The sequence below is a fragment of the Streptomyces sp. NPDC044106 genome (assembly GCF_056433985.1).
Map to the genome: position 1 here is coordinate 1 of NZ_JBWKFZ010000029.1, position 20,612 is coordinate 20,612.

The following is a 20,612-nucleotide window of genomic DNA, read 5'->3' on the forward strand; positions in this document are numbered from 1 at the left end:
GCAGATGCTGGAGACGGGGTTATCAACATATCTGGCGTTGACTTTTGGCACGCTGTTGAGTTCTCAAGGAACGGACGCTTCCTTTGTACTCACCCGCAGAACATTCTCTGGGGCTTTCCTCCGGGCACTTCCCTTCGGTATTTCGTGTTTCCAACCTTACCAGATCCGTTTTCCGTTCCGTTTCCGGTTCGGATTTCATTTCCGGTGGCCGTTGGAGGGCCTTTGCCTTTCGGCGTGTTCACTACTTTAGCGGATCCCCTCCGCAACTCATAATTGAGTTTCGCGAGTTCCAATTCCGGCATGCGAGCACGCCGAATGGGACCCCGCAGAGGGGAAATCGTGAGGTAGTGGTTGGCCGCTTCCGGCTGTTGGCAGATTGCCGTACCCGGTTCAAGCGACTCGGACTACCTTACGGAGGGGCCAGGGGTGCGTCAAGTTCGCCGGCGCCGGGGCGTATGGGCCCGATAGGGGCTCACCGTAGGGTCGTTGGCCGTCCAGAAGCGCCACGGGTGGACGCCGCCCTCGCCCGACACTCCTGTGCGTGGACCGCTCATGACCTGGTCGGAAGCGGGAGGTGTGCCCGTCAGGACGGAGAACGGGGAGTCCGGGTCCCCGCAGACGTCGCTGCCGTCGAGCCGGCGGTCCACGTCGAGGGCGGTGGCCAGGCGCGCGGGGCCTTTGGCCAGTTCCTTGTCATTTCGGGCCGAGAGTCGACGGGTGCGGGCCAGGGCCGCGCCCTCCGTGATCTCGCCCGCGCGCAGCAGGACCGCGCCCGCCTTGCCCTCCGGGCCGCACACCAGGTTCATGCAGTGCCACATGCCGTAGGTGAAGTAGACGTACATATGGCCGGGCGGTCCGAACATCACGCCGTTGCGCGCGGTCTGGCCGCGGTACGCGTGGGAGCCGGGGTCGACCTCTCCGGCGTATGCCTCCACCTCTGTCAGGCGGAGTTCGATCGGGCCGTCCGGGGAGTCGCGTACGAGGACGCGTCCGAGCAGGTCCGGGGCGACCTCCAGGACAGGGCGGTCGAAGAAGTCTCGGGTCAGGGGCGTACGGTCAGGGGCCGCGATCATGTCGTACGAGCGTAATACACGTGGTCTTCGTTTGCGGGTGGCCTGCGGGCCGCCCGGTTGCCAGGGTGATGGCGCGGAACCAGGCGCGGCCCCCTCGCGTTTGTACGGATCAAGGGTTCACGTCGAGACGAACCGCAGGCTGACGGCCTGGGGGAGGAGAGTCATGGGGTTCAAGAAGCTGCTCGCGAGTCTGGGTGCCGGCGGTGCCTCGGTCGAGACCGTGCTGACCGAGGTCAACGTCGTGCCGGGCGGTGTGGTCCAGGGTGAGGTGCGCATCCAGGGCGGGTCGGTGGAGCAGCAGATCGAGGCGCTCTCGGTCGGTCTGCAGGCCCGGGTCGAGGTCGAGGGCAACGACCAGGAGACCAAGCAGGACATCGAGTTCACCAAGGTGCGCCTCGGCGGAGCCTTCACGCTGCAGGCCGGCCAGGTGCACGCGGTGCCGTTCAGCCTGGAGATCCCCTGGGAGACGCCGGTCACGAGCATCGACGGGCAGCAGCTGCGCGGCATGAACATCGGTGTGACCACCGAGCTGGAGATCGCGCGCGCCGTCGACTCCGGCGACCTGGACCCGATCAACGTGCACCCGCTGCCGGCGCAGCAGGCCATCCTGGACGCCTTCATCCAGCTGGGCTTCCGCTTCAAGAGCGCCGACATGGAGCGCGGTCACATCCGCGGTACGCGGCAGAGGCTGCCCTTCTACCAGGAGATCGAGTTCTTCCCGCCGCAGCAGTACCGCGGTCTCAACCAGGTCGAGCTGAGCTTCGTCGCCGACGACCGTGAGATGGACGTCGTCCTGGAGATGGACAGGAAGCCGGGCCTGTTCAGCGAGGGCAGCGACTCGTTCCGTTCGTTCACGGTCGGTCTCCACGACTTCCAGGGCACGGACTGGGCGGCGTACCTGAACGAGTGGCTGTCCCAGGTCGGCAGCAAGCGCAACTGGTTCTAGGCTCGGAGAGGATCAGCAATCAACCAGGAGGTGCCTACGTGACCGAGCTCAAGAGGCCGCCGCTTCCCCATGACTTCCATCCGTCCGTGCCGTCGTTCACGGTCGTGAGTGAGGACTTCGAGCCGGGTGCGGTCCTCAAAGACGCTCAGGTCTACGCGGCCGGGAACACCTCGCCGCAGCTGCGGTGGGAGGGCTTCCCGCCCGGGACCAAGAGCTTCGCCGTGACGTGCTTCGATCCGGATGCCCCTACCGGAAGCGGCTTCTGGCACTGGACCGTCTTCGACATCCCGGCCTCGGTGACCGAGCTGCCCGCCGGAGCGGGCAGCGGCAAGTTCGAGGGTCTTCCCGAGGGCGCGGTGCAGGTGCGCAACGACTTCGGGACCAAGGAGTTCGGGGGTGCGGCGCCGCCGCCCGGCGACCCCGCGCACCGCTATGTGTTCACCGTGTACGCGGTGGATCAGGAGAAGCTCGGTCCCGACTCGGACGCGGCTCCCGCGTTCGTCGGCTTCAACCTCCGGTTCCACACGCTCGCGCGTGCGCAGGTGATCGCCGAGTACGCGGCCCCCGCGCAGAGCTGAGCGGGACGTCGGCCCAGCCTTCCCGGATCAAGTTCACGGATTGTTTGCCCGCCCCCGGTCATGGAAGTGACCAGGGGCGGGCATCTTTATTGCGTTGTCCATCTCGGCGCGCCCGGCCAGAGTTGATCCCAGCCCGCCAGGCGGTGGGCCGGTGCATACGGGAGGTGGGCAGGTTGATGCGGGACACGCTGGTGCTGAACGCGAGCTTCGAGCCGCTCTCGACGGTGTCGCTCAACCGGGCCGTCGTTCTGGTGCTCCAGGACAAGGCCGTGGTCGAGCACGCCCACCCCGGGCTCCGGGTGCGCGCGGCGGCGATCGACATACCCGTGCCACGGGTGATCAGGCTGTGCAGATACGTACGGGTGCCGTTCCGAAGACAGGCGCCATGGTCCAGGCGGGGCGTACTGGTCAGGGACCGGCACCGGTGCGCGTACTGCGGCAGGCGTGCGACGACGGTGGACCACGTCGTTCCGAGGTCGCAGGGCGGCGCCGACTCCTGGCTGAACACGGTGGCGTCGTGTGCCCTGGACAACCACCGCAAGGCGAACCGGACTCCGGAGGAGGCCGGGATGCCGTTGCTGCGGCAGCCGTTCGAGCCGACGCCCGCGGACGCGATGCTCCTGTCGCTCGGGCGGGAGGAGTTGGCCTCGCTGCCGGAGTGGCTGGCCCAGCCCGCGGCCTGAGTCCGGCCGCCTGATGTGATGCACCCGCGCCCCACTTCCTGGGGGCGCGGGTTCTGTGCTCGTCCTCGCGTCAGTCGATCGTCGGCTGTTCGCGGCGCTCCTTGCCGGAGGGGCCGCTGCCCGAGCCGCCGCCCATCGGGTTGAAGTTGCCGAGGGCGCCGCCGAGGCCCTTGAGCGCGTCGCCGATCTCGCTGGGCACGATCCAGAGCTTGTTCGCGTCGCCCTCGGCGATCTTCGGGAGCATCTGGAGGTACTGGTAGGAGAGGAGCTTCTGGTCCGGGTCGCCGGCGTGGATGGACTCGAAGACCGTGCGGATCGCCTGCGCCTCGCCCTCTGCACGCAGGGCGGCGGCCTTGGCCTCACCTTCGGCGCGCAGGATCGCGGACTGCTTCTCGCCCTCGGCGCGCAGGATCTCCGACTGCCTGACACCTTCGGCCTGGAGGATCGCGGCGCGCTTGTCACGGTCGGCGCGCATCTGCTTCTCCATCGAGTCCTGGATGGAGGTCGGCGGCTCGATCGCCTTGAGCTCGACGCGGTTGACGCGGATGCCCCACTTGCCGGTGGCCTCGTCGAGGACGCCGCGCAGCGCCGCGTTGATCTCCTCGCGGGAGGTGAGGGTCCGCTCCAGGTCCATGCCGCCGATGATGTTGCGCAGGGTGGTGACGGTGAGCTGCTCGATCGCCTGGATGTAGCTGGCGACCTCGTACGTCGCGGCGCGGGCGTCGGTCACCTGGTAGTAGATGACGGTGTCGATGTTGACCACCAGGTTGTCCTGGGTGATCACCGGCTGGGGCGGGAAGGGGACGACCTGTTCGCGCAGGTCGATGCGGTTGCGGATCGAGTCGATGAACGGGACGACGATGTTCAGTCCGGCGTTCAGCGTGCGTGTGTAGCGGCCGAAGCGCTCGACGATGGCGGCGCTCGCCTGTGGGATGACCTGGATGGTCTTGATCAGGGCGATGAAGACCAGCACCACCAGAATGATCAGGACGATGATGATTGGTTGCATCGTGGCTCCCCGTACCCTTCATGCTTCGGCGTGTGTCCGCGGGATCTCAAGGATCTTGCCGGTCGAGTCTGTCAGACCGCCGTACGGCCCGTGGGGCATTCACATGACGACGGCCGTCGCTCCGTCGATCTCCACGACATCCACTTCCTGCCCGGCTTCGTAGGCCTGGTCGGTGTCGAGCGAGCGGGCCGACCAGATCTCGCCCGCGAGCTTGATGCGGCCGCCCGAGCCGTCGACGCGTTCGAGGACCACGGCGGACCTCCCCCGCAATGCGTCGACTCCGGTGGCCAGTTCGGGGCGCTGTGCGCGATGCCTGGTCGCGACGGGGCGTACGACGCCGATGAGCGCGACGGAGACCGCCGCGAAGACCACGACCTGGAGCACCGTGCCCCCGCCGAGACCCGCCGTCACGGCGGCCGCGACGGCTCCCATGGCGAGCATGCCGAACTCCGGCATCGCGGTCAGTACGAGCGGAATTCCGAGCGCGGCCGCTCCGATCAGCCACCACACCCATGCGTCGATGTCCACACCGTCATGGTAGGACCGCCGGTCCCCTCGGGGACAGGGTGTCAGCCGAGCGGGAGACCCGTGGCGGTCCAGCGGTCGTTGCGCTGCTCGACGACGAGCGGGAGGCCGAAGCAGAGGGAGAGGTTCCGCGAGGTGAGTTCGAGCTCCAGCGGGCCCGCGGCGAGGACCTTGCCCTGCCGGATCATGAGGACGTGCGTGAAGCCGGGGGCGATCTCCTCGACGTGGTGCGTGACCATGATCATCGAGGGGGCGATCGGGTCGCGGGCGAGGCGGCCGAGGCGGCGTACGAGGTCCTCGCGCCCGCCGAGGTCGAGACCGGCGGCGGGCTCGTCCAGGAGCAGCAGCTCGGGGTCGGTCATCAGGGCGCGGGCGATCAGGGTGCGCTTGCGCTCGCCCTCGGAGAGGGTGCCGAACTTGCGGTCCAGGTAGTCGCTCATGCCGAGGCGGTCGAGGAAGGCGCGGGCGCGCTGCTCGTCCATGTCCTCGTAGTTCTCGTGCCAACCCGCGGTCATGCCGTACGCGGCGGTGAGGACCGTCTGCAGGACGGTCTGGCGCTTGGGCAGCTTCTCCGCCATCGCGATGCCGGCGATGCCGATGCGGGGGCGGAGCTCGAAGACGTCGGTGCCGGGCTTGCCGAGGGTCTCGCCGAGGACGGTCGCGGTGCCGGTGCTCGGGAAGAGGTAGCTGGAGGCGACGTTGAGGAGGGTGGTCTTGCCCGCGCCGTTCGGCCCGAGGATGACCCAGCGCTCCCCCTCCTTCACCGACCAGGAGACCTGGTCCACCAGAGCCCGGCCCTCGCGGACCACAGATACGTCCTCAAGCTCCAGTACATCGCTCATGAGCGCGCTGTCTCCCATTGCAGTCTCGGTCGTCGCTCGCGTCGGTGGACGCGGCCCCCGGATAAAACCTACGCCACCGGCCGACCGTTCCTGTCGTGAGCCCGGTCCTTAGGCTGTGTGCATGCTCTCGGAACCACGCTCAGGACGCTTGGCCGCATGGGGAAATGCCCTATTGGCCGGACTTGTTTCTCCGGATGACGCGGTGCTCGCGATGGTCGGCGAGGACGCGGTGCACCGGGTCGAAGGACTTCCCGGCGAGTCGGGCCCGGTCGGGCTGACGCTCGCCATGGGCCGGCTGCGCTCGCTGGGGGTGACCGGTCTGCGGGTGGCGCTGCCCGCGCCGGGGCATCCGCTCGGGCTGAGCGGTCCCCCCGAGTTCAACACGCGTGCCCTGGCGGCGGAGGAGGCCGTCGTCGCGTTCGGTGCGCCGTACGGGCTCGTGCCCGAGGTGTACGAGGCGGGGCCGGACGGCGATGTCCATGTGGAGGTCGTCTGGCACTGCCTGCCCGTGCGTGAGGCGCCGCCCGCCGATGTGCCCTCGCTCGGTGAGGCGGAGCGCGAGCTCGCGGAGGCGCTGCGGGAGGCGACGGAGGTCCTTTCGCGGCTCGATGTCGCGGGGTCGGGTCCGGTCGCGGAGGCGGCGCTCGACGCGTACCGGGCGCGGGCCGAGCGAGGCCGCGAGGTGCTCGCTCCCGGCTATCCGCCGCGCGCGGTACGGGTGCTTGAGCTGGCGCAGCGGGTCGGGCTGCTGATCTCGCTGGCGTACGAGAACGGTCCCGGCGGGGCGGTGAGTGCGTCGGAGATGGCCGCACGGGGCGAGGCTCTGCGGCCCGTGGAGCGGACCGCGCGCCGGGCGCAGGTGGCCGCGTACAACGCGTGGGTCGAGGAGCGGGAGCGGGGCGGGCGCTGAGGACGCCCCCGGCGCGGCACGAACGCCACGGGCCCCGCGGACCTCGGGGGTCCGCGGGGCCCGTACTGGGGCCGGTGCCCTCAGCACTCCATCGGTGCCTCAGTGGCTGTTCGGCGCCTCAGTGGTTGTCCGGCGCCTCAGTGGCTGTCCGTGCCTCAGTGGTTCACGGTCGCGTTGGCGAACGCCGGGTTCAGGACGCCGACGACGTTCACGCTGTTGCCGGTGACGTTGACCGGGACGTCCACCGGTACCTGAACGAGGTTGCCGGAGCCGACACCCGGCGAGTTCGTGGCAGCGCCGTTGGCCTGGGCGTCCGAGGTGGCGGACGCGGCTCCGGCGGAGGCGCCCGCGGCGAGTCCGGCGGCGACAACGGCCAGGGCGGCCTTCTTGGCGATGCTGTTCATGGGAAGTGCTCCTCCTGCTGACATGGGCGACCCCGGCTGCGGGGTCAGAAGGGTGCGCGGGGCGCTGGGTTCGCGGTCGGCGCGGGACCGGTCATGTATGGGCGGCCGGTCGGTCGCGCGGTGCGATCAGCGGTTCGCGCAGAAGTTCCCGAACACCGGGTTCAGCCCGCCGATGACGGTGAGGGTGTTGCCGCAGGCGTTCACCGGGATGTGGACCGGGACCTGGACCAGGTTGCCGGAGACGACGCCGGGCGAGTTCTTGGCGACGCCGTCGGCGTGCGCGCCGCCGTGGGCGGAGGCCATGCCGGCGCCGGCCGCGGCCAGGCCACCGGCGATCATCGTGACGGCAGCGGCCTTCTTGAGGTTCTTCACTTCTACGATCCTCCTGAGCGGAAACTGCGGCCAGCCGCCGCAGCACGCACTGGAGAACGCCCGGGCCTCCTTGGGGATACGCCAATCGGGGGACATATACACGACGGTATGAATCTCAGCCCGGAAGACGACGGTCCGCTCTGACGCCCGCGCCGGTCAGCCGGTCACACCGTGCCGTACGGCCCACAGCGCGGCCTGGGTCCGGTCGGCCAGGTCCAGCTTCATCAGGATGTTCGAGACGTGGGTCTTGACGGTCTTCTCCGAGAGGACGAGGGCGCGGGCGATCTCGCGGTTCGAGCGGCCGTCGGCGATCAGGCCGAGGACCTCGCGCTCGCGCTCGGTGAGCGAACCCCCTCGGCCCTGTCCGGTGCCCGCCTCCTCCTGGGACAGCAGCGCGCCCGCCACCTCCGGCTGCAGCAGGACGTGTCCCGCGTGGACGGAGCGGATGGCGCCGGCGAGGGCTTCCGGGTCGACGTCCTTGTATACGTACCCCTTGGCGCCGGCGCGCAGGGCCGGGACGACCGTGCGCTGCTCGGTGAAGCTGGTGACGATGAGGACGCGGGCGGGGTTGGCCAGCTCGCGGAGCTTGCGCAGCGCCTCGACGCCGTCCATGCCGGGCATCTTGACGTCCATCAGGACGACGTCCGGCTTCAGCTCCTCGGCCCGGGCGACGCCTTCGGCGCCGTCGGCGGCCTCGCCGACCACGTCGATGTCGTCCTGGATCTCCAGGAACGTACGCAGACCGCGGCGGACCACCTGGTGGTCGTCGACCAGCAGCACCCGGATCCCGGTCTTCGAATTGAGCACAGCGTCAGCCACCGGGCACCTCCATCTCGATCGTTGTGCCCTTGCCGGGCTCCGATTCCACGGTCAGCCGTCCGCCGACCCCGCTCGCGCGGTCCCTCATGGAGACCAGCCCCAAGTGCCGTCCCGCGCTGCGGGTGACCTGCGGGTCGAAGCCCGTGCCGTCGTCGGTGACGCGCAGGACGGCTCCGGCGCCGCGCTTGTCCAGGGCCACCGTGACGTGCTCGGCGCCGGAGTGGCGCAGGGCGTTGTGCAGGGCCTCCTGGGCGACCCGCAGCATGGCTTCCTCCTGCGAGGCGGGCAGCGCCCGCACGCCCTTGCTCTCGAAGGTGACCTGTGCGGAGTGTGCCCGGTGCAGCACCTGTGTGTGGGTACGCAGGGTGGCGACCAGGCCGTCCTCGTCGAGGGCGGCGGGGCGCAGCTCGACGACGGCCGCGCGCAGTTCGTCGGCGGCGTCGGCGGCGAGTGCCGCCACCTGTTGCAATTCGCCCTTGGCCCGGGACGGGTCGCGGTCCACCAGGGCCGCGGCGGCCTGCGCCGTCAGACGCAGTGAGAACAGCTTCTGGCTGACGGCGTCGTGCAGCTCGTGGGCGAGGCGCGAGCGCTCCTCGGCGATGGTCAGCTCGCGGCTGCGTTCGTACAGGCGGGCGTTGGTGAGGGCGATGGCCGCGTGCTGGGCGAGGAGGGAGAGGAGCTCCGCGTCGTCCTCGGTGAAGCCGCAGCCACCCTGGGGCTTGGGGCAGTTCTTGTTGGCGAGGAAGAGCGCGCCGAGCGTCTCCTCGTCGGAGTGGATGGGCATGCCGAGGAAGTCGGACATCTCCGGGTGGGCGGAGGGCCAGCCCCCGAAGCGCGGATCCTCGCGCACGTCGCCGAGCCGGACGGTCTCGCCCTTCTGCAGCATCGAGGCGAGGATGCCGTGCTGGCGGGGCAGTGGGCCGATGGCCTTCCACTGGTCCTCGCTGACGCCGTCGACGACGAACTGGGCGAAGCCGCCGTGGTCGTCGGGGACCCCCAGGGCGGCGTACTCGGCGTCGAGCAGTTCGCGCGCCGAGGCGACGATCGTCTTGAGGACGTCGCGCACCTCCAGGTGCCTGCTCATGGCGAGGAGCGCGGAACTCACCGCGGTCAGGCCGGTCCGGGGTCCTTGACTCATGATCACACCGTACCGGCGGGGTGTGACACTGCGTATCCGTCATGTGGCGGCCTCCGCCTAGGCCGCGGGGCCTAGGCCCATGGTCCGGGCGGTACGCCGTCTGGCGTCTGTGGCACCAGACGGAGGAGGGCCCTCACCGAGAGCATTGCTCGGGCAACTAGCGGTGAGGTTGTTACGTGTCCGATGTGAGCCCGCGCATAGGACCAACGTCACGTACGAAGGCTGCTAGTGGATGCATGGCCCCTTTCCATGGCGGGTAAGCGGGGCCGCCGGGGGCATCTTCCGACCCCCTGATCCACTACCCCGGATCGTATGTCACACCTTTGCCTCAGAATTTTGCGCCCGCTAACAATTGCTCCCGTCGCTCGGCGCCGCGGTACGACCACCGCGGCGTTTGTGCCGGAGTAGCAATGTCCCCACCGGACCAGAGCGGCCTCCGCTATTCGAAGAGGTCCAACTCGCATGTCCAAGTTCAACCTCCCCGGTCATAGTCCGTCCACCGTGACCAGGTCCCAGAAGTTCTCGATCGCCGGTGTCGCCACGCTCGGTGCCGCCGCCCTCGCCTTCTCCCTCGTGCCGGGCAGCGCCGACGCGGGTACCGAGACCCAGAGCCTGGACGCCGCCGCCCCGGTGGCCTTCAAGCAGAACGTCGAGGCCGAGCAGGCCGTCCGCGCCGGTGTCATCAAGCAGCACAGCAGCGCCGACAAGCAGGCCAAGGACGCCGCGAAGGCCGCCGAGGAGAAGAAGAAGGCCGAGGACGCCAAGAAGGCCGCCGACGAGGCCGCCGCGAAGAAGAAGGCCGAGGACGAGCGCAGGGCGCAGGAGGCCGCGAGCCGCGCCGCCGCCCGCAAGCCCGTCTACGCCAACAACCTCGACGGCTGGATCCGCCAGTCCCTGGACATCATGAAGGCCAAGGGCATCCCCGGCTCCTACGAGGGCCTGCACCGCAACATCATCCGTGAGTCCGCGGGCAACCCGAGCGCCGTCAACGGCTGGGACATCAACGCCATCAACGGCACCCCGTCGATCGGCCTGCTCCAGGTCATCAAGCCGACGTTCGACGCCTACCACGTCGACGGCACCTCCACGAACATCTACGACCCGGTCGCCAACATCACGGCCGCGGCCAACTACGCCGCCGACCGCTACGGCTCGATGGACAACGTGAACGGCGCCTACTGACCTTGATCGCCTGATCACTGGACCTCTTCAGCCGAAGATGAGGTTCGCAGACGCCGAAGGGCGGCACCCCGCACGGGGTGCCGCCCTTCTCGTGCGCCCGAAGGCGCCTACTTCCGCATGACCTCCGGCTCGTGCCGGCGCAGCAGGCGCGCGACCGCGACGCCGCAGATGATGCCGAGCACGAGCAGCACCGTGATGTTGATGCCCCACTGCGTGGCCGAGTGCTCCCACAGGGGGTCGAGGTCGCCGGGCTTCTTCGGGTCCCACGGCGGCATCAGGTGGGCCAGGTCGAGCGTGGAGCCCGCGCCCGCGATGGCCCAGCGCGACGGCATCAGCCAGGCGAACTGCTCGAGGCCGGGCGAGCCGTAGACCTGGAAGAGGACGCCGGTGAACACGACCTGGACGATCGCGAACATCACCAGGAGCGGCATGGTCTTCTCGGAGGTCTTCACCAGCGAGGAGATGACCAGGCCGAACATCATCGAGGTGAAGCCGAGCGCGATGATCGTCAGGCAGATCTCCGCGGCCGGGGGCATGATCAGGCCCTCTTCCGGCAGATCGCGGGGGGCGAAGCCGATGCCGCAGATGATGACGCCCTGGATGGCCGTGATCACGCCGAGGACGATGACCTTGGACATCAGGTACGCCGAGCGGGAGAGGCCGGTCGCCCGTTCCCGTTCGTAGATGACCCGTTCCTTGATCAGCTCACGTACGGAGTTGGCCGCGCCCGAGAAGCACATGCCGACCGCGAGGATGAGCATGATCGTGCCCGCGTCGCCGTTGAACTTGACGGGCGGTTTCGGCGGGGCGAGGCCGAAGTCGGCAGGGATGACGACGCTGACGATGCCGAGGACCGCGGGCAGGATCACCATCAGGCCCATGAAGCCCTTGTCGGAGGCGATCACGGAGACGTAGCGGCGGATCAGCGTCCACAGCTGCGAACCCCAGCCCTGCGGTTTCGGCGGCTTCACGGCCTGCGGCGGCGGCATCTGTACGGACTGCGCGGCGACGGCGTCGATGTCCGCGGCGTACATCTGGTAGTGCTGCGAGCCCTTCCAGCGGCCCGCCCAGTCGTAGTCGCGGTAGTTCTCGAAGGCGGAGAAGACGTCGGCCCAGGTGCTGTAGCCGAAGAAGTTGAGGGCTTCCTCCGGCGGACCGAAGTACGCCACCGAACCGCCCGGGGCCATCACCAGGAGCTTGTCGCAGATGGCCAGCTCGGCGACCGAGTGCGTGACGACGAGGACCGTGCGGCCGTCGTCGGCGAGGCCGCGGAGCAGCTGCATGACGTCGCGGTCCATGCCCGGGTCGAGGCCGGAGGTCGGCTCGTCCAGGAAGATCAGCGACGGCTTGGTCAGGAGCTCCAGGGCCACCGAGACGCGCTTGCGCTGGCCACCGGAGAGGGAGGTGACCTTCTTCTCCTTGTGGATGTCCAGCTTCAGCTCGCGCAGCACCTCGTCTATGCGGGAGTCGCGCTCGGCCTCCGTGGTGTCGGCGGGGAAGCGCAGCTTGGCCGCGTACTTGAGGGCCTTCTTGACGGTCAGTTCCTTGTGCAGGATGTCGTCCTGCGGGACCAGACCGATGCGCTGACGCAGCTCGGCGAACTGCTTGTACAGGTTCCGGTTGTCGTAGAGGACGTCGCCCTGGTTGGCGGGCCGGTAGCCGGTGAGCGCCTTGAGCAGGGTCGACTTGCCGGAACCCGAGGGTCCGATGACCGCGATGAGCGACTTCTCCGGGACGCCGAAGGAGACGTCCTTGAGGATCTGCTTGCCGCCGTCGACGGTGACCGTGAGGTGGCGGGCCGAGAAGGAGACGTCACCGGTGTCGACGAACTCCTCGAGCTGTCCGCCGACGAGGCGGAAGGTCGAGTGGCCGACGCCGACGATGTCGTTCGGGCCGATCAGGACCGTCGAGGATTTCGCGATCGGCTGGCCGTTGACGTACGTGCCGTTGTGGGACCCGAGGTCGTGGATCTCGAAGCGGCCGTCGGGCGTCGCCGTGAACTCGGCGTGGTGGCGAGAGACCTGCAGGTCGGAGACGACGAGCTCGTTCTCCAGGGCGCGGCCGATGCGCATCTTGCGGCCGAGCGCCAGCTGGTGGAACGTCGTCGGACTGCGGTCACCGTAGACCGGCGGAGCCCCCGCGACGCCGCCGGAACCCGGAGTCTTCTGCCCGTACTGCTCGGACGGGCCGCCCTGCTGCGGGGGCACGTGCGACTGGTGCTGCTGCGGCGGCTGATGCTGCTGCTGTTGCGGCCAGCCCTGCTGCTGGGCCTGGTACGGGGCCTGCGGCTGGGGTGCCTGGTGCTGCGGGGCCTGCTGCTGGTGCGGGGCCTGCGCGGCCCAGCCGGGTGCCTCCTGCTGGTGTTGCTGGGGCGCGTGCTGCGGCGCGGAGACGGCCGCGGCGGCCGCGCCCGCGGCGCTGCCGGACACGTTCACCAGCGGACCGTCGGTCGCGTTGCCGAGGTGCACGGCCGAACCCGGGCCGATTTCCATCTGGTGGATCCGCTGGCCCTTGACGAAGGTGCCGTTCGTGCTGCCGTGGTCCTCGATGACCCAACTGCGCCCGCTCCAGCTGATCGTCGCGTGCCGCCAGGACACCCTGGCGTCGTCGAGCGAGATATCCCCCTGCGGATCACGTCCGAGGGTGTACGGCCTGGACGCGTCGAGCGTCCAGGTCCTGCCATTCAATTCCAGTACGAGTTCCGGCACTCCATGCCCCACTGAGTTGTCCCCCGAGCTAGCCCCCATCGGTGGGGAGTCTAGGGATGTCGAACATCGGGAGGAACTATTTCAGGCGGAGGGCTCTGACCGAAAGTCGGGCCTTGTGAAGACTGCGCCGGGGCGTCAGGGGTTGCCTTGTTGACGGGGCAGAAACCGACCCGGAGAGTAGTAAGCACCCATCAGTGCATACGGATCATGCTCATTCAGCCTCATTCAGCGCATTTCACTCATGGCGCCCATCACGGCTCCGGGACCCATGAGTTGTGCGAAACGCATGAGACGCGTGCGCGTGGAGGTGGGGTGGCGCACGGTGTTTCGGGGGGTCCTCATGGCAGCCGGTGAGCACAAAAGCCAAGGCAGGGACGTGCGGTGGGGTGATGTGCTGCTCTCCGCGATCGCCGCGGTGAGTTGGGCGCTGGTCGGCATGGCGGGGACGGCCGCGCTCGGACTGCATCTGCTCGGGGCCGACGCGGTGGGCTCACTCGGACCGATGACGGCGGCGACCGTCGCACTGGGCGCAGGGGGGTCGGTCACGCCGTCCGGCGATGTCTCGGCGTTCGGTCTGGACGGCGCCGAGGCGGCCACGACGATCGATATCGCGCCACTCGGCGTGGGCCTCGTGGGAGCCCTGCTCCTCGCCCACTTCTTCCTCCGCTCCCTGCGCGCGGCGGGCCCGGTCATCGCGCCCGCCGAACTTCTCGCGCGCGCGGCGGCGGTGATCGTCCTCTTCGTGGCGATGCTCGCGGGGCTCGCCTGGACGGGTCACGACCTCATCACGATCAACGGCAAGCAGCTCGGCATCGACAAGGGGATCGAGAAGGGACTCGACCGGCTGCCGGGCGGCATCGGCGACAAGCTGCCCGGCGGGATCGGGGACGTCGGCGGGCTCCTCCCCGACCGGCTCGGGGATCTGGCGGGCGCGAAGGCCTCGGTCGGATTCACCGTGGACACCGGTCCGACGCTGCTCGGCGGGGCGCTCTGGGTGGCCGGAGTCCTGCTCATCGCGCTGCTCGCGTCGCGGCGCACTCCGCTGCCCCACCGGCTCGACGGCCTGCACCGGGTGGTGCGCCCCGCCGCGTCCGCGCTGGTCACGGTGGTCCTTGTGGCGGTCGCCGCGGGGCTCGCCGCGGCGGCGTACGCGATGGTCGGCGACGCCCACCCCAAGCGGATCGCGGGCGCGGCGCTGCTCGGGGCGCCGAACGGCGTGTGGCTCGGCATCCCCGTGGGGCTCTTCGTGCCGTGGGACGGCAGGGCGACGGGATCGCTCACCCATTTCCTGCCCGATCCGGTGGACGACCTCCTGTCGGGCCCGTCCGACAAGGTGCTCACGCTCGGCAGGCTCGCCGAACTCGACGGCAGAGTATGGCTGTTGGGCGTCGCGACGGCCGTGCTGATGTTGTTCGCGGGGGTGCTGACGGCAGTGCGGACCCCTTGGGCGCGCGGGGTGGTCTCCGTTCCGGGGTTCGCGGGGCGGTGCGGGGTGCGTCTCGGGATCGTGACAGCGCTCGGGCTCCCCCTCCTGGCGTGGTTGACCGGGGTGTCCGCCGACGCCTCGCTCTCCGTACTCGGCTTCGACGCGTTCGGCGCGGGCATCGAGCTGCACGGACGGCTGGGGGCGGCGGCGCTGATCGGGGCGGCGTGGGGGCTCGTGGCGGGGGCGGCGGGGGCGGTGCTCGCGGTGGGGGCGGGGGCGGCCGGGAGCAGGGCGGCGGTGCCGGCGCTGGCCGGGGAGGTGTCCGGTGGGTCGGCCGGTGCGTCGAGCGGTGCGTCGCATGGTTCACCGTCCAGTGCGCGGACCGGGACGTCGCCGGGTGCGCCGACCGGTGCGCCGACCGGTGCGCCGAGCGGTGCGCCGACCGGTGCGCCGAGCGGTGCGCCGACCGGTGCCGGGCCATACCGCCCCGGGACCCCGCACCGGCCGCCGAACCCGGACACGAACCCTTACCTGCGGCCTCCCCAGGACGTATCCGGTGCGCCGACGGTGGTGGGCCCGGTCGTACCGCGCCCGTCACCTCCCCCGAAGCGGCCACGCACCCGCTCGGGGGACTGGCCTCCCCCTCCACCGCCGCCTCCCCCGCCACCGGAGCCACGCGGGCCCCGCTGACCGGAGCCACTGTCCTCGCCCCCGGCACCGGGGGTCGTGCCCACCCGTTCCGCCCGCGGAACGCCTGCCCACAACGGAAGGCGGGCTCCCCCGGGGCAGACCGGTGGGTGAGCGGGTGGGAGGAATCCACCGCGAAGCGGCGGCGCCGCATACAAGCCGCCCCACGACAGTCCCCCCTGTCCGGCCAGCGGACCGCCACCACCCCCATGCCAGGGAGGCGGATACCGTAGGGATCACCATGAGTGCTTCGCAGCCCCCTCAGCCCGCCGACATCCCGACGCTTCTCGTCAAGATCTTCGGCAAGGACCGTCCCGGTATCACCGCCGGTCTCTTCGACACCCTCGCCGCCTACTCCGTCGACGTCGTCGACATCGAGCAGGTCGTCACCCGCGGCCGCATCGTGCTGTGCGCGCTCGTGACCGAGCCGCCCGCCGGTCTGGAGGGCGACCTGCGCGCCACCGTCCACAGCTGGGCGGAGTCCATGAAGATGCAGGCCGAGATCATCTCGGGCATCGGCGACAACCGGCCGCGCGGTCTCGGACGTTCGCTGGTGACCGTCCTCGGCCACCCACTGACCTCGGAGTCGACGGCCGCGATCGCCGCCCGGATAACGGCCACCGGCGGCAACATCGACCGTATCTTCCGGCTCGCCAAGTACCCGGTCACCGCCGTCGAGTTCGCGGTGTCCGGCACGGAGACCGAGACCCTGCGCACGGCCCTCGCGACCGAGGCGGCGAAGCTCGGCGTGGACGTCGCGGTCGTCGCGGCCGGCCTGCACCGCCGCGCCCAGCGGCTGGTCGTGATGGACGTCGACTCGACGCTGATCCAGGACGAGGTCATCGAGCTCTTCGCCGCGCACGCGGGCTGCGAGGACGAGGTCGCCGAGGTGACGGCGGCCGCGATGCGCGGCGAGCTGGACTTCGAGCAGTCTCTGCACGCCCGGGTCAAGCTGCTCGCCGGGCTCGACGCGTCGGTCGTCGACAAGGTCCGTTCCGAGGTCAGGCTCACGCCGGGCGCCCGCACCCTCATCCGTACGCTCAAGCGCCTCGGCTACCAAGTGGGCGTCGTCTCGGGTGGGTTCACTCAGGTCACCGATGATCTGCAGGAACGTCTCGGCCTCGACTTCGCCCAGGCCAACACCCTGGAGATCGTCGACGGCAAGCTCACCGGCAGGGTGACCGGCGAGATCGTCGACCGGGCGGGCAAGGCGCGCCTCCTGCGCCGCTTCGCCAGGGAGGCCGGGGTGCCACTGGAGCAGACCGTCGCGATCGGCGACGGCGCGAACGACCTCGACATGCTGAACGCGGCGGGCCTCGGTGTCGCCTTCAACGCCAAGCCCGTGGTCCGCGAGGCCGCGCACACCGCGGTGAACGTCCCCTTCCTCGACACCGTCCTCTATCTCCTCGGCATCACCCGCGAAGAGGTCGAGGCCGCGGACATGCACCTGGACTGACCCGCCGCACCGACCCCCGCCGCACCCCGCGCGTGCGTCGACGCGTACGTAGAAGGGGCCCGGCACCGCAAGGTGCCGGGCCCCTTCACGATGGAGGAGGGGCGGGTCGCTACTCGGACGGCGCCCAGTAGTCGACGAGGGTGGCCACGCCGGGTTCGAGCGCCTTCCACGAGCCGGAGTACGTCAGCACGGCGAAGGCCGCGGTGGGAAAGCCCCGGCGGTTCAGCCGCTCTCTGGCGTCACCCTCGCAGTCACCGGCAAGGACATCCGTCAGGCCCTGGACCCCGGGATTGTGGCCGATCAGGACGAGGTTCTGCACGTCGTCCGGGGTTTCGTTGAGTACGGCGACCAGCTCACCGGGAGAGGCTTCGTACACCCGCTCCTCGTAGACGGTCTTGGGCCGCTGCGGCAGCTCCTGGACGGCGAGCTTCCAGGTCTCGCGGGTCCGGGCCGCGGTGGAGCAGAGGGCCTGGTCGAACGGGATGCCGCTGTCGGCCAGCTTGCGCCCGGCGACGGGGGCGTCCCGGCGGCCGCGATCGGCGAGCGGGCGCTCGTGGTCGGAAACCTGCGGCCAGTCGGCCTTCGCATGCCGGAAGAGGACAATCCTGCGGGGTTCTGCGACGCTCATACATCCCAGCTTCGCATGAAACGCGCCACGAGGCGCAGGGAGTTGGTGCGCTCCCTCGCCAGGAGTGACGGCATGGGCGCGCGGGGGGTCATGAGGCCGTGCGCAGGACCAGCGCCTGTATGCGCTCCAGGAGGTGGGTGATGATCGGTTCGCCTGCGGTGGCGTGCGCGTCCACGGGGTTCAGGATGAGCAGGAGCAGGGCCGCGAAGGCGACGGCGGGGAGGGCGATCGCCCACCACGGGAGCTGGATCTCGACGCTGCCGGACTCCGCCGGGTCGCGCCGGGTGTGCGATCGGGCCGACATGCCGCCTCCGTGGTCTTCGAGTGCTCCGCGCCGCGTTTTCGCGGCCACCACTCGAAGTTAGGTGATCGGCGCCCCTCAACCCCATCCGGAGACCCACCCACTTGACCCTGACACTGGCCCCCTAGGGGATGGGGGTGCTAGCCCCACCATCCGCCCCGCCGAGGTCCGTTCGGGTCCCTTGCGGGCGTCGGCTCACGGCGAGGCGATGGAGGCGATGACGCCGATGATCACGGTGATGGCCAGCATCGCGCCGAGCACGATGAGCAGCTTCTTCTGGCCGTTCTGGGGGTTCGGGTCGAGGACGGGCATATGGCCAGTCTCGCACCCTTCGCCGGTCCCCCCGCCGTCGGGGTCGGGCCCCTTCGGCGCCCGTCGGGGTCAGGCCGCCGCGGCCCTGGCCGCCACTTCGTCCTCGACCGTGCGGTTGCGGCCCGCCAGGGTGCCGACGACGATCTGCGGCACCATCAGGCACGCCATGAGGGTGAGGGGCAGGCCCCAGCCGCCGCTGTGCTGGTAGAGCACGCCCACGAGGAGCGGTCCCGGGATCGAGATCAGGTAGCCGGTGCTCTGCGCGAAGGCGGACAGCTTCGCGACGCCCACGCTGCTCTTGGCCCGCATTCCGACCATCGTGAGGGCGAGCGGGAAGGCGCAGTTGGAGATGCCCATCAGCAGTGCCCAGCCCCAGGCGCCGGCGGCGGGGGCGAGGTAGAGGCCCGCGTATCCGGCGAGGCCGCAGAGACCGAGGACGATCACGACGGGCCCCTGGTTGGGCAGGCGCGTGGCGACCCTCGGGATGACGAAAGCCAGCGGCACGCCCATGGCCATCGTGACGGCGAGCAGCACGCCCGCCTCGCCCGCCGGGACGCCCGCGTCCCGGAAGATCTGCGGCATCCAGCCCATCGTGATGTACGCGGCCGTCGCCTGGAGTCCGAAGAAGACGGCGAGGGCCCAGGCGGTGCGGCTGTGGGTGATGCGCAGTCCGGCGTCCTCCTGCCGCACCGCGGGGTCGACGTGCTCCGGGGCGGCTGCGGAGACCGGGCCGCGGTCCTAGACGAGCGGGATCCACGGCACGACGGCGACGACGGCGAGGCCCGCCCAGACGGCGAGTCCGGTCTGCCAGCGCCCGCCGAGCGCGTCGGTCATCGGGACCGTGAGCGCCGCGGCGAGGGAGGTGCCGAGCGCCAGTGCCATCGAGTACAGGCCGGTCATCGAGCCGACGCGGTCGGGGAACCAGCGCTTGACGATGACCGGCATGAGGACGTTGCTGACCGCGATGCCCATGAGGGCGAGAGCGGTGGCGGCGAGGAAGCCCGCGGTGCCGCCGACGAAGGGCCGGATGAGCAGTCCCGCGGCGATCGCGGCCATGCCGACGCAGACGACGGCGCCGGGACCGAAGCGCCGGGCGAAGCGGGGGGCCATCACTCCGAAGACCGCGAAGCAGAGGGGCGGTACGGAGGTGAGCAGTCCGGCGAGGGTGCCGCTCATGCCGAGGCCGTCGCGCACCTCTTCGAGGAGGGCGCCGAGGCTGGTGATGGCGGGGCGCAGGTTCATGGCCGCGAGGACGATGCCGACGATGACGAGTCGCGTCGCCCACGCGCGCGTGGGGGCCTGTTTCTCCCCGGCCGCGGTGCGGACGGGGGGTGTCGTGGGCGGGGTCATCGTGCCGGTTTCCTCACTAGCCATGGGGCCATCATAGAATCATGGGATGATTGGCTGTCCAATCGATTCCGTCACACCTGGAACGCAAGCCCCTCAGCCCCCACCGCCACCGCCACTGCACGAAGGAACGTCATGCCGCTGACCACCCCTCGCCGTTCGGCACTCTCCGAACAGGTCATCGCCGAGCTGCGCAACCAGATCTCCTCGGGCGAGTGGCCGGTGGGCTCCCGCATTCCCACCGAGCCGGAGCTGGTGGAGCAGCTTGGCGTGGCCAGGAACACGGTCAGGGAGGCGGTGCGCGCCCTCGCGCACAACGGCCTGCTCGACATCCGCCAGGGTTCGGGCACCTATGTGGTCGCGACGAGCGAGCTGGCCGGCGTCATGCAGCGCAGGTTCGCCGACGCGGACCCGCGGCACATCGCCGAGCTGCGCAGCACGCTGGAGTCGAGCGCCGCCGAGCTCGCCGCGGAGCGCCGTACCGAGCGCGACCTCAAGCAGCTCGACGGCCTGCTGGTACGCCGCGAGGAGGCCTGGGCCTCCGGGGACGCCGAGGCGTTCGTGACGGCCGACGCGACCTTCCACATGGCCGTCGTCGCCGCCTCGCACAACGACGTCATGACGGCGCTGTACGCGGACCTCGGCGAGGTCCTGCGGGACTGGCTGCGCGAGGACATCGGCACGGAGCTGACCCCCGAGACGCACATGGACCACGCCAGGCTGGTCGACGCGATCCGTGCCGGGGACGCGCAGGCCGCCGCCGTGGAGGCCGCGGGCTATCCGTTCATGTGCCGCCCTGAGCGGTCGGGGAGGACCGACGGCCGGGGCGTCACTTCTGGTGGCTGACCCAGACGGAGCGGACCTCTTTCCAGCACCGCCCGGTGAGCCGCACCGTCATCGCGGGCCCCGCCTCGACGGGCCGCGAGTCGGTGTCGATGTCCCACCAGCGGGCGCACTCCACGTGCAGGCGGACGCGGTCGGTCTCGGGGTAGGGGTTGTGGCAGTACGCGACGACGGTCTGGCCCGCGACGCCCGTACGGCACTCGGAGCCGAAGGGCCGGGCCTTCTGCGCCTTCGCGCCCGCCGCCCCTCCCGCGCGCGCGGGATGCGGTCCCTGCGGCGCACCGCTCGGCGCGGCGACCACAAGAGCGAGAGCCACGAGCACCGCACCGGAGAGACGCACACTCCAGGGTGCCCGCCACTCCCCCGCCGCCGCCCGGCCCGTGGGCCGAACGGGTGAGGCCCCGCCTCCCGCGCGCTGCGGAG

20 protein-coding genes and 2 pseudogenes are annotated in these 20,612 nt (G+C 70.3%); 8 read left to right on the forward strand and 14 right to left on the reverse strand.

The window, feature by feature from the left end; genetic code table 11:
- Positions 1 to 431: 431 nt before the first annotated feature.
- Positions 432 to 1,073, reverse strand: coding sequence for a DNA-3-methyladenine glycosylase (locus tag AC07DI_RS35355; RefSeq protein ID WP_384257768.1), 642 nt, complete (start codon positions 1,071 to 1,073; stop codon positions 432 to 434).
- A gap of 163 nt (positions 1,074 to 1,236) precedes the next feature.
- Between AC07DI_RS35355 and AC07DI_RS35360 the strand changes: the two genes are divergently transcribed.
- The 3 genes from AC07DI_RS35360 to AC07DI_RS35370 all read left to right on the forward strand — a co-directional run bounded on the left by AC07DI_RS35360 (position 1,237) and on the right by AC07DI_RS35370 (position 3,280).
- Complete coding sequence (locus AC07DI_RS35360; protein ID WP_478908862.1) at positions 1,237 to 2,019, forward strand: sporulation protein; 783 nt, start codon at positions 1,237 to 1,239, stop codon at positions 2,017 to 2,019.
- Between the two features lie 38 nt (positions 2,020 to 2,057).
- Positions 2,058 to 2,597: a YbhB/YbcL family Raf kinase inhibitor-like protein gene (locus AC07DI_RS35365; protein ID WP_478908863.1), complete on the forward strand. Its 540-nt coding sequence runs from the start codon at positions 2,058 to 2,060 to the stop codon at positions 2,595 to 2,597.
- A 176-nt stretch (positions 2,598 to 2,773) separates the two neighbouring features.
- Positions 2,774 to 3,280 carry an HNH endonuclease gene (locus AC07DI_RS35370; RefSeq protein ID WP_384257762.1) on the forward strand — a complete coding sequence of 169 codons (507 nt, stop codon included), beginning with the start codon at positions 2,774 to 2,776 and terminating at the stop codon, positions 3,278 to 3,280.
- A 70-nt stretch (positions 3,281 to 3,350) separates the two neighbouring features.
- Here AC07DI_RS35370 and AC07DI_RS35375 read toward each other — a convergent pair whose 3' ends face one another.
- The 3 genes and pseudogenes from AC07DI_RS35375 to AC07DI_RS35385 all read right to left on the reverse strand — a co-directional run.
- Positions 3,351 to 4,289, reverse strand: coding sequence for an SPFH domain-containing protein (locus tag AC07DI_RS35375; RefSeq protein ID WP_384257759.1), 939 nt, complete (start codon positions 4,287 to 4,289; stop codon positions 3,351 to 3,353).
- 99 nt (positions 4,290 to 4,388) lie between these two features.
- Positions 4,389 to 4,817 (reverse strand): NfeD family protein, encoded by a 429-nt coding sequence (locus AC07DI_RS35380; protein ID WP_478908866.1) that lies wholly within the window; start codon positions 4,815 to 4,817, stop codon positions 4,389 to 4,391.
- Between the two features lie 308 nt (positions 4,818 to 5,125).
- Positions 5,126 to 5,674, reverse strand: a pseudogene (locus AC07DI_RS35385) (ABC transporter ATP-binding protein); the annotation flags it as partial.
- A gap of 103 nt (positions 5,675 to 5,777) precedes the next feature.
- On the opposite strand from AC07DI_RS35385, the gene AC07DI_RS35390 reads away from it, so the two are divergent.
- Positions 5,778 to 6,566: a hypothetical protein gene (locus tag AC07DI_RS35390; RefSeq protein ID WP_478908868.1), complete on the forward strand. Its 789-nt coding sequence runs from the start codon at positions 5,778 to 5,780 to the stop codon at positions 6,564 to 6,566.
- Positions 6,567 to 6,721: 155 nt separating this feature from the next.
- Here the strand turns inward: AC07DI_RS35390 and AC07DI_RS35395 are convergent, their stop codons facing one another.
- The 4 genes from AC07DI_RS35395 to AC07DI_RS35410 all read right to left on the reverse strand — a co-directional run bounded on the left by AC07DI_RS35395 (position 6,722) and on the right by AC07DI_RS35410 (position 9,299).
- Positions 6,722 to 6,970 carry a chaplin gene (locus AC07DI_RS35395; protein ID WP_384257749.1) on the reverse strand — a complete coding sequence of 83 codons (249 nt, stop codon included), beginning with the start codon at positions 6,968 to 6,970 and terminating at the stop codon, positions 6,722 to 6,724.
- 126 nt (positions 6,971 to 7,096) lie between these two features.
- On the reverse strand, positions 7,097 to 7,342 hold the full coding sequence (locus AC07DI_RS35400) for a chaplin (RefSeq protein WP_384257747.1): 246 nt from the start codon (positions 7,340 to 7,342) through the stop codon (positions 7,097 to 7,099).
- A gap of 156 nt (positions 7,343 to 7,498) precedes the next feature.
- Positions 7,499 to 8,161, reverse strand: a complete 663-nt coding sequence (locus AC07DI_RS35405) for a response regulator (RefSeq protein WP_384257744.1) — start codon at positions 8,159 to 8,161, stop codon at positions 7,499 to 7,501.
- A complete protein-coding gene (locus AC07DI_RS35410; RefSeq protein ID WP_384257742.1) occupies positions 8,154 to 9,299 on the reverse strand; it encodes a GAF domain-containing sensor histidine kinase in 1,146 nt (381 codons plus the stop codon). Before AC07DI_RS35410 ends, AC07DI_RS35405 begins: the two co-directional genes overlap by 8 nt.
- A gap of 462 nt (positions 9,300 to 9,761) precedes the next feature.
- On the opposite strand from AC07DI_RS35410, the gene AC07DI_RS35415 reads away from it, so the two are divergent.
- Positions 9,762 to 10,481, forward strand: a complete 720-nt coding sequence (locus AC07DI_RS35415; RefSeq protein ID WP_478908871.1) for a transglycosylase SLT domain-containing protein — start codon at positions 9,762 to 9,764, stop codon at positions 10,479 to 10,481.
- Positions 10,482 to 10,588: 107 nt separating this feature from the next.
- Here the strand turns inward: AC07DI_RS35415 and AC07DI_RS35420 are convergent, their stop codons facing one another.
- Positions 10,589 to 13,189, reverse strand: a complete 2,601-nt coding sequence (locus tag AC07DI_RS35420) for an ABC transporter ATP-binding protein/permease (protein WP_478908873.1) — start codon at positions 13,187 to 13,189, stop codon at positions 10,589 to 10,591.
- Between the two features lie 340 nt (positions 13,190 to 13,529).
- On the opposite strand from AC07DI_RS35420, the gene AC07DI_RS35425 reads away from it, so the two are divergent.
- On the forward strand, positions 13,530 to 15,305 hold the full coding sequence (locus AC07DI_RS35425; protein ID WP_478908875.1) for a streptophobe family protein: 1,776 nt from the start codon (positions 13,530 to 13,532) through the stop codon (positions 15,303 to 15,305).
- 238 nt (positions 15,306 to 15,543) lie between these two features.
- On the forward strand, positions 15,544 to 16,758 hold the full coding sequence (serB, locus tag AC07DI_RS35430) for a phosphoserine phosphatase SerB (protein WP_384257733.1): 1,215 nt from the start codon (positions 15,544 to 15,546) through the stop codon (positions 16,756 to 16,758).
- A gap of 109 nt (positions 16,759 to 16,867) precedes the next feature.
- On the opposite strand, the gene AC07DI_RS35435 is transcribed toward serB, so the two are convergent.
- The 4 genes and pseudogenes from AC07DI_RS35435 to AC07DI_RS35450 all read right to left on the reverse strand — a co-directional run bounded on the left by AC07DI_RS35435 (position 16,868) and on the right by AC07DI_RS35450 (position 19,373).
- Positions 16,868 to 17,386: a SixA phosphatase family protein gene (locus AC07DI_RS35435; protein ID WP_478908878.1), complete on the reverse strand. Its 519-nt coding sequence runs from the start codon at positions 17,384 to 17,386 to the stop codon at positions 16,868 to 16,870.
- Positions 17,387 to 17,474: 88 nt separating this feature from the next.
- Positions 17,475 to 17,690: a hypothetical protein gene (locus AC07DI_RS35440; protein ID WP_384257727.1), complete on the reverse strand. Its 216-nt coding sequence runs from the start codon at positions 17,688 to 17,690 to the stop codon at positions 17,475 to 17,477.
- Positions 17,691 to 17,882: 192 nt separating this feature from the next.
- A complete protein-coding gene (locus AC07DI_RS35445) occupies positions 17,883 to 17,999 on the reverse strand; it encodes an SGM_5486 family transporter-associated protein (RefSeq protein WP_268770442.1) in 117 nt (38 codons plus the stop codon).
- 69 nt (positions 18,000 to 18,068) lie between these two features.
- Positions 18,069 to 19,373: pseudogene (locus tag AC07DI_RS35450) on the reverse strand (CynX/NimT family MFS transporter).
- A gap of 108 nt (positions 19,374 to 19,481) precedes the next feature.
- Between AC07DI_RS35450 and AC07DI_RS35455 the strand changes: the two are divergent.
- On the forward strand, positions 19,482 to 20,192 hold the full coding sequence (locus AC07DI_RS35455; RefSeq protein WP_478908881.1) for a FadR/GntR family transcriptional regulator: 711 nt from the start codon (positions 19,482 to 19,484) through the stop codon (positions 20,190 to 20,192).
- Here the strand turns inward: AC07DI_RS35455 and AC07DI_RS35460 are convergent.
- Positions 20,176 to 20,511 carry a hypothetical protein gene (locus AC07DI_RS35460; protein ID WP_384257775.1) on the reverse strand — a complete coding sequence of 112 codons (336 nt, stop codon included), beginning with the start codon at positions 20,509 to 20,511 and terminating at the stop codon, positions 20,176 to 20,178. The genes AC07DI_RS35455 and AC07DI_RS35460 overlap by 17 nt on opposite strands.
- Positions 20,512 to 20,612: the final 101 nt, after the last annotated feature.

Bases quoted from the DNA above. Each gene is read 5' to 3' on its own strand.
- AC07DI_RS35355 (WP_384257768.1), bottom strand. From the start codon at position 1,073: ATGATCGCGGCCCCTGACCGTACGCCCCTGACCCGAGACTTCTTCGAC.
- AC07DI_RS35360 (WP_478908862.1), top strand. From the start codon at position 1,237: ATGGGGTTCAAGAAGCTGCTCGCGAGTCTGGGTGCCGGCGGTGCCTCG.
- AC07DI_RS35370 (WP_384257762.1), top strand. From the start codon at position 2,774: ATGCGGGACACGCTGGTGCTGAACGCGAGCTTCGAGCCGCTCTCGACG.
- AC07DI_RS35375 (WP_384257759.1), bottom strand. From the start codon at position 4,289: ATGCAACCAATCATCATCGTCCTGATCATTCTGGTGGTGCTGGTCTTC.
- AC07DI_RS35390 (WP_478908868.1), top strand. From the start codon at position 5,778: ATGCTCTCGGAACCACGCTCAGGACGCTTGGCCGCATGGGGAAATGCC.
- AC07DI_RS35395 (WP_384257749.1), bottom strand. From the start codon at position 6,970: ATGAACAGCATCGCCAAGAAGGCCGCCCTGGCCGTTGTCGCCGCCGGA.
- AC07DI_RS35410 (WP_384257742.1), bottom strand. From the start codon at position 9,299: ATGAGTCAAGGACCCCGGACCGGCCTGACCGCGGTGAGTTCCGCGCTC.
- AC07DI_RS35415 (WP_478908871.1), top strand. From the start codon at position 9,762: ATGTCCAAGTTCAACCTCCCCGGTCATAGTCCGTCCACCGTGACCAGG.
- AC07DI_RS35425 (WP_478908875.1), top strand. From the start codon at position 13,530: ATGGCAGCCGGTGAGCACAAAAGCCAAGGCAGGGACGTGCGGTGGGGT.
- serB (WP_384257733.1), top strand. From the start codon at position 15,544: ATGAGTGCTTCGCAGCCCCCTCAGCCCGCCGACATCCCGACGCTTCTC.
- AC07DI_RS35435 (WP_478908878.1), bottom strand. From the start codon at position 17,386: ATGAGCGTCGCAGAACCCCGCAGGATTGTCCTCTTCCGGCATGCGAAG.
- AC07DI_RS35440 (WP_384257727.1), bottom strand. From the start codon at position 17,690: ATGTCGGCCCGATCGCACACCCGGCGCGACCCGGCGGAGTCCGGCAGC.
- AC07DI_RS35445 (WP_268770442.1), bottom strand. From the start codon at position 17,999: ATGCCCGTCCTCGACCCGAACCCCCAGAACGGCCAGAAGAAGCTGCTC.
- AC07DI_RS35455 (WP_478908881.1), top strand. From the start codon at position 19,482: ATGCCGCTGACCACCCCTCGCCGTTCGGCACTCTCCGAACAGGTCATC.